Origin of the sequence: Caldalkalibacillus mannanilyticus JCM 10596, from assembly GCF_000615945.1 — a bacterium.
In the GTDB taxonomy this organism is placed as follows: domain Bacteria; phylum Bacillota; class Bacilli; order Caldalkalibacillales; family JCM-10596; genus Bacillus_AT; species Bacillus_AT mannanilyticus.
The window spans coordinates 68747-81171 of sequence record NZ_BAMO01000020.1 but is presented as its reverse complement, the minus strand read 5'-3'; the positions used below and the strand labels follow the sequence as shown (position 1 = coordinate 81171).

Here is a 12425-nt window from a genome sequence, read left to right as displayed (position 1 = left end):
TCTGAATCGCCTCTAAGGCAATTTTCTCACTGCTTACTCCTTCTTTTTCTAGGTGATGACTTTTCACTTCACCCTCTAGAATATGCTCTGCGGTAATCGCTTTTTCTGCTATTTTGGAACTTGTTACCGAATGCTCCTCTAGCTTTTCTGTTGATATCGAATGATTTTGGATATGCCTGCTCTGAATCGCATCTGGAGCTATTTTCTCACTAGTGACCCCTTCTGGTTCAAGATGATTGTTTTTTACTTCTCCCTTTTGAATATGAGTAGCGGAAATCGATTCAGGATGAATATGCTCCGATCGGATCGCTTGATCTGCAATTATTCTGCTCGTGATAGATTGGTCCATCAATTTTTCTGAGGAGATAGCTTGATCAGCTATTTTGTCTGTTGTAATCGCTTGGTCTGCTAGTTTCTTTTCTGTTAAACATCCATCCTGCACTTGTTCACTGCCAACGGCTCCTTGCGCTAGCTTGGCTGTTGTGACGATTCCATCTGATAAATGCTCAGTAATCAGAGATTTTGGTTCAAGATGTTCAGTTTTAATGGCATGTTTCTTCACTTTTTCACTGGTAATCGACTGATCTATGAATAGGTCTGTTGTAAGGGATTCTAGAGCTATTTTGGAGGCATCAACAGAACGCTCAGCTATTTTCTCATTGGTAATGGATGCTTCTTGGATATGAGAGCTCTTGATGGAATCTGGAGCTATTTTTTCACTGGATACAGCACCGTTTGCCAATTTCTCATTCGTCACACTGTGCTCTTCTAAATGCTCCGTCTTGACCTGCTCTACTTGAATATGATCAGAATGAATGGCGGCTTGAGCAATCTTTTGGCTCGTAATAGCCCCAGGACTAATGTGGTGGGGGGTGATGACGCTTTTTCCAATATGCTGCGGATAAATAGAGGAATCCATTAGATGATCCTTTGAAATAGATTCAGGAGCGATATGCATCGGTTTAATCGCAGCCTTCTTGATTTTCTCTGAACTGATGCCTTGATCTGCAATTTTCTCTGAGCTTACAGAGCCATCGGCAAGCTTTTCCATTGTAACACTTTCATCAGCGAGCTTTCCTGTGGTCACCGCTCCTTCTTGTAAACGATCGGTTGTAATAGCTTGTTTAGCAATTTTCACTGTATTTACAGCATAATCAGCTAATTTTTCTCCTGTTAGGGTTTCATTAAGAATATGCTTACCACCTATTGTATGAGGAGCTAGCTTATCTGAAGTTACACTTTGATCTGCTAGAACGGAATTTGTTACCGATTCCTTCGCTAGCTTTTCTGTCGTTACTGCTTGGTTTGCCAGTTTTCTCGTTGTAATGGACTGATCTACTAGTTTTTCCGTGGTGATGCCACGATCGATTAGATGGTCTGTTTGGATCGCCTGTTGTTGGATATGTCTAGCATGAATCTGCCCTCTGCCATTTTGTCTGTTGTAATAGAGCCAGGTGCTAAGTGGCGGTTATGAATGGCTTCTGTGGCAATGCGATCGGCATCTACACTTCGCTCCTCTAGCAGTTCTGTTTTTATTGCTCCTGGAGCTAGAAGCTCTGTTGTGATGGAACGTTTCGCCATTTTATCTGTTGTAATCGATTCGGAAGCAATGTGTTGATTTTCAATCGCTGCTGGTTTAATTTTTTTAGAGTCCACAGAATATTCCGCTATATTTTCTGCATGAACAGAGCCGCGTGCTAATTTCTCTGTTGTCACTGATTGATCCGCTATTTTATCTGTTGTGATAGAAGAGGGAGCTATATGCTCTTCGGTGATCGAGTGTTTTGCCATTTTAGCAGATGAAATGGAATGATTCGCCAATTGTTTTCCTGTAAGAGATTCATCCTGGATATGCTTATGGCTGAGTGATTTTAAAGCTACTTTTTCTGGTGTCACTCCTCCATTTAGGAGATGTTCAGTAGTAATCGCTCCATGCTGTATATGTTTTGAATGAATAAGCCCATCGGCTATTTTATCTGTCGTGATCGCTCCAGCTGCTAAATGCTGATTCTGTACAGCATCCTGTGCCAGCTTCTCTGAAGTCACACTTTGATCCGAGAGCTTATTCGTTGTAATGGAGCGATCGGCTATTTTAGATGTAGTAATATCTCCCTCCTTGATATGCCTCGTACTCACGACCTGATCCGCTATTTTTTCACTAGTGATCGCTGCATCTGAAAGCTTATTGGTTGAAATCGCTTCAGGGGCAATTTTTGAGGCTGTCACTGCGTGGTCAGATAAATGATGGGTAAGGATGATTTCTTGTTTTAAATGCATTTCGTCAATCGATTTCTCTTGAATATGTTTTGAAGCAATTGATCGCTCAGCCAGCTTTTCAGATGTTACAGCTTCTTTCATCAGCTTTGCCGAACTAATGATATTATTGGCTAGGTCATTAAGCTGAATGGAGCCATTACGAATTTTTTCTGATGTAATAGACTGATCTTCAATATGCTCGGTATGAATTAATAGCTCTTTAAAATGCTTAGCCTCTATCGCTCCTTCGGCAATTTTCATCGAATCGATGGTTCTGTCAACAATCTTGTCTGAAGTTATGCTATTGTCTTGGAGCTTCTCTCCAGAAATAGATCTGTTAATCAATTTATCTCCAGAAATCGAACGATCGGCTAGATGATTCTGATCGATTGAACGAGGAGCAATTTTCGTGCTGGTTACACTATTCTTAGCTAGCTTTGATTGAGTGATAATAAAGTCATTGAGGTGATCCGTATCGATGCTCCCTTTTTTTATTTTGGCTCCATCTACAGCTCCTTTGGCAATTTTTTCATTCGTAATGGCTTCATCAATCAGGTCATCAGTAAAAAGAATCGGATCTTTTGGATCACTTTGTTTTTCCTTTAACGTTTCAACAGGGGCTTGTGTCAAGGGTCTTTCAATGATGTCAACACGCTTTCGCTTTCTTTCTTCTTCCTTTACTTTAAGAGCTTCTACCCTTAACTTGGGTTCTTCTTCCTTTACTTTAGGTTCTTCTACCCTTAACTTAGGTGCTTCTTCCTTTAACTTAGGTGCTTCTTCAAAGAAGGGGAAATCATCTATTTCTTCTAAAATTAATAAATCATTATCAATCTCCTGTGGATCTGGTTCTTCATTATTTTGCCAAGAAGCATGATCCTCATATAAAGTGGGATTCTGGATTTTTCGTTTCATACTTACGCTTCTTTTTTTTCTGCTCATTGATCTTACCTACTCCTTTCTTTCTAATCTAATGTCTACTATCATGCTACTTGCAGAATATGCCCCTACATAGTCACTAGTCACAAGAAAGCTTAAATTAGGTTATAACACAAAACCCAATTAAAATTGACAGAATCTTTTCAAAAAACAATTGACAAATTCACACAATGAAACTATTATAAAAAATATAACATCATATGATGTTATATTTTTTGGAGGTGTAAAAATGAATCAAGAACATGTCAATCAAATTACAGAAGCAGTAAATGCCGTGAAAACAATGGAAGTGAAGAACGTTTATTTTGTTGCTTGCGGAGGATCAATGGCTGCACTTGCTACAGGAGATTATTTCTTTGATCGGGAAACTTCGATTCCAAGCAGAGTCTTTACCTCAAATGAATTTGTCCATTCTTCTCCACAAGGACTTGGTAAAAACAGTGTTGTTATTCTTCGTTCTCATTCTGGAACTACGCCTGAAACGGTTGAAGCAGCGAAATTAGCCAGAGAAAAAGGAGCCTTAACCATTGCCATCTCGATGGAGGTAGACTCTCCTCTGTGTCAAGCCGCAGAGTACACTGTTCACTACAACTACAAAGACGGCTCTCACGCGATAGAGGGTGAAGTCGGGATGTATTATCGCCTTATTTTTGGACTTCTACATGCTTTATTCCCTAACGAAAAATATGAACGAATCTTACGTCAGTTGATCCATTTGGAAGATCTCTTTGAAACAAACAAAAAACAAACTTTTGAAAAGGCTTTTAAGTTTGGCAGTGACCATAAAAGAGAAAAAATCATCTATACGATGGGAAGTGGCGCTTACTATCATCAAGCCTATTCATTTACAAGCTGTCTCTTAATGGAGATGCTCTGGATTCATTCCAATGCCATTCATTCGGGAGAGTTTTTCCATGGACCTTTTGAAATCACGGATTATGACGTTCCTTTCTTGATTATTAAGGGGGAAGGAGCAACTAGAGCTTTAGACGAAAGAGCCATTGATTTTGCTAAAAAGTTTAGTCAAAAAGTAGAGGTTGTGGATGTAGCACAGCTAGATTATACGGGTATTGATGATGATCTTAGAGAGTATTATGGACCTGCCATTGTTGGAGCTGTACTCAGACAATATGCTGATGGCTTAGCTGAGCATACTGGGCATCCTTTATCTGTTCGACGTTATATGTGGAAAATGGAATATTAAAATCCAATGAAAAAGGAGCGATCTCAATGAAAAGAACCCTTGCATTCATCGTAACGGTACTGTTTCTTTTTTCTACACTCGGCGCTTGTTCTTCCTCTGACTCTACTTCTTCTCCTGAAACCGATTCAGAAGGAATCGTGGAGATTAACTTCTTTCATAGATGGCCTAATGAGCCAAGAAAATCTTTTTATGAGCAAAAAGCAGCAGAATTTATGGAGGCAAATCCACATGTCAAGATCAACGTCGATGCTGTATTGAATGATTCCTACAAAGAAAAAATTAGAGTGCTCGTGTCCAATGATCATCTCCCAGATATTTTCACCTCTTGGTCAGACTCATTTGCTCTAAATCTCGTATCTTCCGAAAGAATTAAACCATTAAATGATATTCTAGAAGAAGACAAAGAGTGGTCTGGAAATATTATGGAGAGTCAGTTTGGTGGCTTTACCTTTGACGATGTGACCTACGGAGTTCCTTTTACGATTGATGGAAAAGTGTTCTTTTACAATAAGGATATTTTTGAAGAGAATCATATCCAAGTTCCTCAAACATATGACGAGTTTATTCGGGTACTAAATCAACTTCAAGCCGCGGGCTATGAAACGCCTTTAGTTGAAGGCTTGACAAATACATGGGCGATCTCACATTACATGGGAACGATTTTTCAAAGACTCTTAGATCCTAATGTGACCGCTCTAGACTATGATGTGAAAAGAAGTGAGTTTACGGACCCAGGGTATCTCAGAGGATTAGAGGTATTCAAAGAGCTAACAACTTATATGGGAGAGTTGTCCACAGCGATTGATCATGAAACTGCTAGAAATATGTTTGGTAAGGGTGAAATCCCGATTGTTTATATGCAGTTTGCAGAAATCAAATTAGTCGAGGATTTAGGAGGCGTACAATTTGGATTTTTCAACTTCCCTGCCTTTGCTGAGGGGAAAGGAGATCCTGATGCGCTAACGGGAGCACCAGAAGGTTGGATGCTAAGTAAGAATGCACCACCAGAAGCCATTGATTTCTTGAAGTTTTTGACTTCTGTTGAAACCGCTTACGAATTTACCAAAACAGATGGACAATTAAATGCCATAAAAGGAGCTGTTGATGAGAACAATACTTCACCGGCAAGTATGGAAGCTTATAAGCTGCTTCTAAATGCCTCTGCCCCCTCCCCATGGTTTGATAATGCCGTCAATATTAATATTGCAGACATTTTCATGAAAGGGGGACAATCCCTAGCCATAGGTCAAACCTCGCCTGAAGAGATCATGAGTGAGGTCCAAAAACGAGCAGAACGATTAAAGAATGAATAAAGATTATCTTCCCCTTTTTCTAAGGTTCAGAGGTGAGTATCTGAACCTTAGAAATCATAACTCTTGATTAATTCTATTAGAAAGGGGTGAACGCATGTCCACGTTCAGAAAGAATGCCATGTCCTTCTTGTTCTTGCTTCCCAGTCTTGTCATCTTAGCTGTCTTTGTTTTTTTGCCTCTCTTACAAAATTTTTATAACAGTTTCTATTCTTTCTCCGTCTTTTCACAAACCAAAACGTTTGTTGGCTGGGAAAATATCAGACTGTTTTGGCATGACAAGGTGATCGGAGTGGCTCTGACAAATAATATGAAGTATGCTGTGATTTCAGTTATTTTTCAGGTTGCCTTTGCCTTAGTCTTAGCTTATATTCTTGAAGATAAGGTATTTAGGAGAGTCGCTCCCTTTTTCAGAGTGGTTTATTTCATGCCTGTTATGATCTCTATCTCTGTAATCGCCTTGCTTTTCGGCTTTATTTATAACCCACAGATGGGACTTCTCAATAGCTTTCTTGCCTTGGTCGAACTCGAACAGCTGGCAAAGCCCTGGCTAGGAAGTTCTACTACTGCGATCTATGCAGTTATCGCTATGTCTCAATGGCAAAGTATCGGGTTTATCATGATCCTGTTTATCGTTTCAATTCAGAAAATTCCAAAAGAATTATATGAGGCAGCTGAAATGGACGGAGCCGGTAAAATAAGAAGATTCTTTAGCATCACAATCCCTCAAGTAAAAGAGAGTATTTTTGTCAACACCCTGATCACTATTACAGGCTCAATGCTTGTTTTTAATGAACCTTACATTCTAACAAACGGGGGACCTGGTTTTAGTTCCACCACCATGTCTGTTCATATGTATCAGGAAGGCTTTGTCAAAGACAATATGGGCTATGCCTCAGCATTAGCTGTGTTGATTTTTTTACTGACTGCTATCCTGGCTCTTATTCAACTCCGATTGTCTCGTACAGGAAAGGATGAATGAAAAATGAGAAATGCCATCACATCCTCAGCTGCACTAAGAAAATGGACTCTAGGTGAATTCATCACTTTGGTGGGCTTGATCATTGGAGCAATAATCATCCTCTATCCTCTGTTTTGGATGGTTGTGTCCTCTATGAAAAGCTACGATGAAATCTATCATGACGTTTGGGGACTGCCTAGCACTTGGCTTGTTCATAACTATGCAGAGGCATGGTCCAAGGGAATTTCGAGCTATTTTTTTAATAGTGTTATAGTCACAGTCATAACGGTTATAGCTGTCTTGCTTTTTGCCTCTATGGCTGCCTTTGCCTTAGCCAAGTACCGCTCACGCTTTATTGACTATGCGCTAATTTTTATCATGGCTGGAATGATGATCAATCCGCAAGTTGCCATGATTCCCCTGTTTGGTATCTTAACCTCATTAGAATTAATGAATACTCGTTGGGCGCTAATCTTACCTTATATCGCTTTTCGATTGCCTATTTCTATTCTCTTGCTTCGAGCTTATTTCTTAAGTATTCCCCGAGAACTAGAAGAATCGGCGATCATTGATGGCTGTAGTGAGTTTGGAATCTATTCGAAAATCTACCTCCCTATAGCTCGTCCTATTTTGATTACAACTGTTGTTTTAACCTCTTTTTTTGCCTGGAATGAATTTCTTTTTGCCACTGTTTTCATCGATTCAAATTCGTTGAAAACCATTCCTTCCGGGTTAATGAATTTTAGAGATGCACTTAGAACAGATTGGGGTGTCCTCTTAGCAGGAATGGTAATCTCCTCCCTCCCCATGATTGCTCTCCTCCTCGTTCTTCAAAAGCATTTAGTAAGAGGACTGTCAGAAGGATCAGTAAAAGGATAAAAGAAAGGAAGATACGATGAAGATCATAGCCATTGGTGACAACGTTGTTGACTGTTATTTAGACCAAGGGATGTATTATCCCGGCGGTAATTGTGTAAATGTTGCCGTGAATTGTAAGCGCTTAGGTTCTGTGGAGGTAGCCTATATTGGAGTTTTTGGAACAGATGATAAGGCAGCTCACCTTAAAGAAGTGTTAGCTAGAGAAGGCATTGATTCTCATCGCTCCAGAATCATGGAGGGTATTTCAGGACAGCCGCAAGTTAATCTTACAGCAAGCGGAGAACGTGTTTTTGTAGGAGGTCCAAGAGATACAGTCCAGCATTTGGTGAAATTAAAACTTACTCCTCAGGATTATGAGTATATTACGAGATTTGATCTTTGCCATTCTAGCTGTTACTCATCTCTGGAAGAAGAGCTTTCTACTCTAGCGAAGTATATTCCTATTTCATATGATTTTTCGGATAAAGTAGAAAAAGAGGATTTAGAGAAGGTATGTCCCTATATCTCATATGGCTTTTTTTCCGGCTCTGATTTGAGTGAAGATCAGTTGGAAAAATTGATACAGCAGGTCATGAAATACAATCTTGAGGTCATTGGCATTACAAGAGGGGGAGCGAATCCCGCTGTCTTTATCTACAAAGGAGAAAGATACTACCAGAAGCCCTTGGCTACTGAGGTTGTGGATACAATGGGAGCAGGAGATAGTTTCATTAGTGGATTCTTAACTTCGTTTCTTACTGATCAGGACATGAATAAGGCTTTGCAATTGGCAGCAGAACAAGCAAGCCGTACGTGTACCTTCTATGGAGGATTTGGCTATCCTAAAAAAATAGAGCGCTAGATTAGAGGGCGAAACAGTTCTCTGGCGATGGTACTTCTTGCAAAGTAAAATGGGGTATCCCCCTTTTCCTTTGTTACGAGGTCCTCTTTTTCTTTTGTCATAATGAATTAGCGTTTTTTATACCGCCTATCTAGGGTATAATAAAGGAGGTATTCATTCTTTTTTATCGAGGTACATTATGACAAAGAAAAAATCCGTAGGTTCAGATAATCCAGTCTTTCTATATGAACATGTGAAAATGAGAATAAAAGAAATGATCGCAAACGAGGAATTTGTCCCCAGTGAAAAGCTTCCTAATGAGAGCGAGCTTTGCCAGCTTTTTTCTACGAGTAGAATCACGATTCGAAGAGCTTTAAAGGAGCTAGCCAGTGAAGGAGTGATCGAAATCTTGCATGGCAAAGGGACATTTGTCAAGCAAACCAAGCAACAGATCCATATCCTCAATCTTAAGGGATTCACCGAGGGAATGAAGATTGGTCACAACAATATCACAAAAAAAGTTCTGAGCAGTGAAGTCGAAATGGCGGATCAGACGATCATGAAGATTTTCGAGCGATCAGAACCCTTTAAAGTCTTAAAATTGGTTCGATTAATCAAAGATTCAAATGATGTATTCAGCATTGACTATGCCTATTTGCCACTCGATATTTACCCGGGGATTGCAGAAAAAATTAAGGATGATGTTTCAACCTTTCAAATTATTCACCATGATTATCAGGTTCGTTTTAAGAAAGCAAGAAAAGAGATGGAAATTATCCAACCCTCGATGGAGATTCTTACTCTTCTCGAAGCCTCTAGATTGGAACCCGTCGTACAAATAAAAAAGGTGATTGCAGATGAAACAAATACCCCTGTTCATTATTCAACCTATTATCATCTTGCTCATAGAGTAAAGTTTCATATTGATATTGAGATGGATGACGAAGCCTAAAGAGAGTAGATTACTCTTCTTAGGCTTTTTCATTTCATTATTTTTCATCTCGAATTTGATATACATTTCTAAGTGGATAGCAGAAATATCTTTTCATAACACTCTTTGAGAAGTTCTGAGGATAAGTGATTCACTTTCTCATACTTTTCTCGATACATCTCTCTGATAATATCTCTTACCTTTTGTTCCGTTAATGGTGGCTGGTTCGTCTTGATTAAAAGATGTAGGGGAACGGCTTCTCCTTCAGGATGTAAAGGAGGCTGCACGTATTTAACACTACTAATATTTACATACTGATTCTTCTCAAAAAATAAGTTTCGTTTCGCACATTGAGCTCTTTCTTCCTCCGAATGGACAAACTCTTCCTTCTCTGTTTCTAGGATGATCCCATCTAGAGTAACAAAACCTGCTTGCTGTGCATCGTAAGTTAGTAGTTCCTCCACTTTTTCTAGGGTCTTCGATCCTACTCCTATCCCCCGAGCTAGCGGATTTGTCACAATATACACAATAAATCCAACGTTGACCTTAGATAAATAGTGCGCGGTAGCGAAGGAACATATTTTATTGTCATAAAATCCGACTACTAGCCTAAATGAATTGGGAAAACAACTCTTCTGGTATTGCAGACTCTGATAAAAAACTTCATGGGGTTCACGCACTTCATGCGGAAAAGCTTGATCATACATGTTTAGAATAGATTGAAGCAATTCTGTGTCTTGTAAGGTGATTTCTTGCCAAGTAATATTCATTTTAGCTCCTTTATATTAGATAGTGTGATTGAAAAGAGAAGGTTTTAATAATCCTAAAAACGACAAGAAAATTGTATCACAAAAAAACATTTTTTATTATTTTGGTATTTTAAAAATGATATATTTACCCAACATTAATCAATTCTAAATATTTCTATTGAACAAAAAAATGAAATTTTCCGAAAATACAAGAAAGAAGTTAAATGATTTCCGGTTTACTGAAAGTAACTCAACATGTGATTACTGGAAAAGATGAAATAAGGAGGTGACTGTATGCCTAAATGGAGAAACATCAAAATCTCTAAGCGAATGACGATTTTATTTTTACTCAATGCACTGGTCCCTGTTATTATTATTAGTTTAATTAGCTTTACTTACTCATCCAGAGCATTAGAGTCAGCAGTTAATAACCAATTGCTTTCAATTGCTCAAGTGAAAAAAGGAAATATTGAGAATTTCTTTAATGAGAAACAGAATGATATTCGAGTATTATCCACGATTTCGGATGTCAAAGAAAGCCTGCCTTTATTTACAGAAGCCTTTAAAGCAGAAGGTCACAAGGGTGAAAATTATAAGAGGATCGAACATAGATATCAGTCCATCTTTGATAATTACATCACTCTATATGATTATTATGACCTATTCTTAATCGATCTAGAAGGGAATATTGTATATACCGTTGTAAAAGAAGCTGATCTGGGCACCAATTTAAATCATGGTCCATATAAATCTACTGGTTTAGCAGAAGCGTTTCGTCAGGGGCTTACTAAGTATACCATCGCAGACTATGAATATTATGAACCCTCTAATGAACCAGCAGCCTTTATGGGATACCCTGTCGTAAATGAACATAATGTTAAAATTGGGGTTGTTGCTTTACAAATTTCAGATGGAGCGATTAATTCGATTATGAAAAATGTAGCTGGTCTTGGAGAATCAGGTGAAACCTATCTCGTGGGACCTAATCAATTAATGAGATCGGATTCTCGTTTTGTCGAAGAAAGCACGATTGGAAAGCTTAAGATAGATACCATAGCTACTCGAGAGGCATTGGCTGGTATCTCTGATACGAAAACTATAGATGATTATCGTGGAGTACCCGTATTAAGTTCCTACGCGCCGCTTCAAATTGAAGGTTTACAGTGGGCGATTATGGCTGAAATGGACGAGGCAGAAGCTTTCCAAAGTGTTTATGCTCAACAGATAACAATAGCTGGTGTTGTTATTATTGCCATTATTCTGGTGATTATTGCTTCTATCCTTTTTGCAAAGAATCTTGTTAGACCGATCAACTTGCTAAGGAGAGAACTCAATGAATTGGCTGAACGTGGCGGAGATTTAACCAAAGAGATTCAAATCGATACGAAGGATGAAATTGGTGAGCTTGCTGCAGCAACAAATAAGTTCCTAGGGAATGTTCGCTCCATCATTACAGATGTGATGCAAAGTGCGAAACAACTAAGTGCCTCTTCAGAGGAATTAACGGAAGGTGCTCAAGAAACAAGCATGGCGACAAATGTAATCAGAGAATCCATTCAAGATATTGCTAACGGAGTAGAGATCCAAGCAAAGAGTACAGAAGAAAGCGCTAGAGCTATGGAAGAAATGACTCTGGGAATCCAAAGAGTAGCTGAAACTTCATCCAGCATTAATGAGTCTTCCGTAGCGTTACAAGAAAAGGCTCAGGATGGAAGTGAGATTGTAACTACCGCGGTAACTCAAATAAACAAAATACAAGAAGAAACCATTAATACAACTCACATTGTAGAGCTGTTAAAGAAAGATTCGGAAGAAATCGAAGAAATTGTTCAAATTATTTCTGGCATATCTGCCCAAACCAACTTACTAGCTCTTAATGCAGCTATTGAAGCGGCAAGAGCAGGAGAAGCAGGGAAAGGCTTTGCTGTTGTAGCAGATGAAATTCGTAAGCTAGCTGATCAAACATCTCAATCCACTACGAAAATCAATGATTTAATTAAAGAGATGCAGAACAATACGCAAAGTGTGGTTACATCTATCAATACTGGAAAAGCGGAAGTGGATGAAGGAATTACAAGCATTAGGGAAGTAGGAAACGTGTTTCAAGTTATGTTAACGTCGATTAAAGAAATTAGCGGGCAAATCGAAGAAATGTCAGCTATCGCTGAAGAAATGTCAGCAACCTCTGAGCAAGTAACGGCATCATTTGAGGAAATAGCGAGTACAGCACAAGAATCCTCTCAAAATGCACAAAGTGTTGCTTCATCATCAGAAGAGCAGATGGCCATTGTGGAAGAAATTACAGCTTCTGCAGAATCCTTAGCCCAAATGGCCTCTGAGCTAGAGCGAAGTGTGAACAGATTTAAGGTGTAATGGATT

General features: G+C 39.0%; 9 protein-coding genes and 1 pseudogene. 7 read left to right on the top strand and 3 right to left on the bottom strand.

Annotated features, from left to right (window positions below):
• Positions 1–1138, bottom strand: a pseudogene (locus tag JCM10596_RS27845) (hypothetical protein); the annotation flags it as partial.
• Between the two features lie 230 nt (positions 1139–1368).
• A complete protein-coding gene (locus tag JCM10596_RS12320; RefSeq protein WP_025027388.1) occupies positions 1369–3195 on the bottom strand; it encodes a hypothetical protein in 1827 nt (608 codons plus the stop codon).
• Between the two features lie 226 nt (positions 3196–3421).
• On the opposite strand from JCM10596_RS12320, the gene JCM10596_RS12315 reads away from it, so the two are divergent.
• The 6 genes from JCM10596_RS12315 (at position 3422) to JCM10596_RS12290 (ending at position 9318) form a co-directional block, all read left to right on the top strand.
• The gene (locus tag JCM10596_RS12315) at positions 3422–4396 is read left to right on the top strand and encodes an SIS domain-containing protein (RefSeq protein ID WP_025027387.1); all 975 of its coding nucleotides are present in this window, start codon (positions 3422–3424) and stop codon (positions 4394–4396) included.
• A 26-nt stretch (positions 4397–4422) separates the two neighbouring features.
• A complete protein-coding gene (locus JCM10596_RS12310; protein ID WP_025027386.1) occupies positions 4423–5709 on the top strand; it encodes an ABC transporter substrate-binding protein in 1287 nt (428 codons plus the stop codon).
• A gap of 94 nt (positions 5710–5803) precedes the next feature.
• Positions 5804–6688, top strand: a complete 885-nt coding sequence (locus tag JCM10596_RS12305; RefSeq protein ID WP_025027385.1) for a carbohydrate ABC transporter permease — start codon at positions 5804–5806, stop codon at positions 6686–6688.
• Between the two features lie 3 nt (positions 6689–6691).
• Positions 6692–7546, top strand: coding sequence for a carbohydrate ABC transporter permease (locus JCM10596_RS12300; protein WP_025027384.1), 855 nt, complete (start codon positions 6692–6694; stop codon positions 7544–7546).
• A 16-nt stretch (positions 7547–7562) separates the two neighbouring features.
• Positions 7563–8387 (top strand): PfkB family carbohydrate kinase, encoded by an 825-nt coding sequence (locus JCM10596_RS12295; protein ID WP_025027383.1) that lies wholly within the window; start codon positions 7563–7565, stop codon positions 8385–8387.
• 178 nt (positions 8388–8565) lie between these two features.
• Entirely contained in the window at positions 8566–9318 is a 753-nt protein-coding gene (locus tag JCM10596_RS12290) for a GntR family transcriptional regulator (RefSeq protein ID WP_025027382.1), read from the top strand.
• A 68-nt stretch (positions 9319–9386) separates the two neighbouring features.
• Here JCM10596_RS12290 and JCM10596_RS12285 read toward each other — a convergent pair whose 3' ends face one another.
• Positions 9387–10067, bottom strand: a complete 681-nt coding sequence (locus JCM10596_RS12285) for a GNAT family N-acetyltransferase (protein WP_025027381.1) — start codon at positions 10065–10067, stop codon at positions 9387–9389.
• A gap of 273 nt (positions 10068–10340) precedes the next feature.
• Here JCM10596_RS12285 and JCM10596_RS12280 point away from each other — a divergent pair, with 273 nt between their 5' ends.
• Positions 10341–12419: a methyl-accepting chemotaxis protein gene (locus JCM10596_RS12280; RefSeq protein ID WP_025027380.1), complete on the top strand. Its 2079-nt coding sequence runs from the start codon at positions 10341–10343 to the stop codon at positions 12417–12419.
• Positions 12420–12425 lie beyond the last annotated feature (6 nt).

Excerpts from the sequence above, each read along its gene's own strand:
- JCM10596_RS12320 (WP_025027388.1), bottom strand. The coding sequence starts at position 3,195 with ATGAGCAGAAAAAAAAGAAGCGTAAGTATGAAACGAAAAATCCAGAAT.
- JCM10596_RS12315 (WP_025027387.1), top strand. The coding sequence starts at position 3,422 with ATGAATCAAGAACATGTCAATCAAATTACAGAAGCAGTAAATGCCGTG.
- JCM10596_RS12310 (WP_025027386.1), top strand. The coding sequence starts at position 4,423 with ATGAAAAGAACCCTTGCATTCATCGTAACGGTACTGTTTCTTTTTTCT.
- JCM10596_RS12305 (WP_025027385.1), top strand. The coding sequence starts at position 5,804 with ATGTCCACGTTCAGAAAGAATGCCATGTCCTTCTTGTTCTTGCTTCCC.
- JCM10596_RS12300 (WP_025027384.1), top strand. The coding sequence starts at position 6,692 with ATGAGAAATGCCATCACATCCTCAGCTGCACTAAGAAAATGGACTCTA.
- JCM10596_RS12295 (WP_025027383.1), top strand. The coding sequence starts at position 7,563 with ATGAAGATCATAGCCATTGGTGACAACGTTGTTGACTGTTATTTAGAC.
- JCM10596_RS12290 (WP_025027382.1), top strand. The coding sequence starts at position 8,566 with ATGACAAAGAAAAAATCCGTAGGTTCAGATAATCCAGTCTTTCTATAT.
- JCM10596_RS12285 (WP_025027381.1), bottom strand. The coding sequence starts at position 10,067 with ATGAATATTACTTGGCAAGAAATCACCTTACAAGACACAGAATTGCTT.
- JCM10596_RS12280 (WP_025027380.1), top strand. The coding sequence starts at position 10,341 with ATGCCTAAATGGAGAAACATCAAAATCTCTAAGCGAATGACGATTTTA.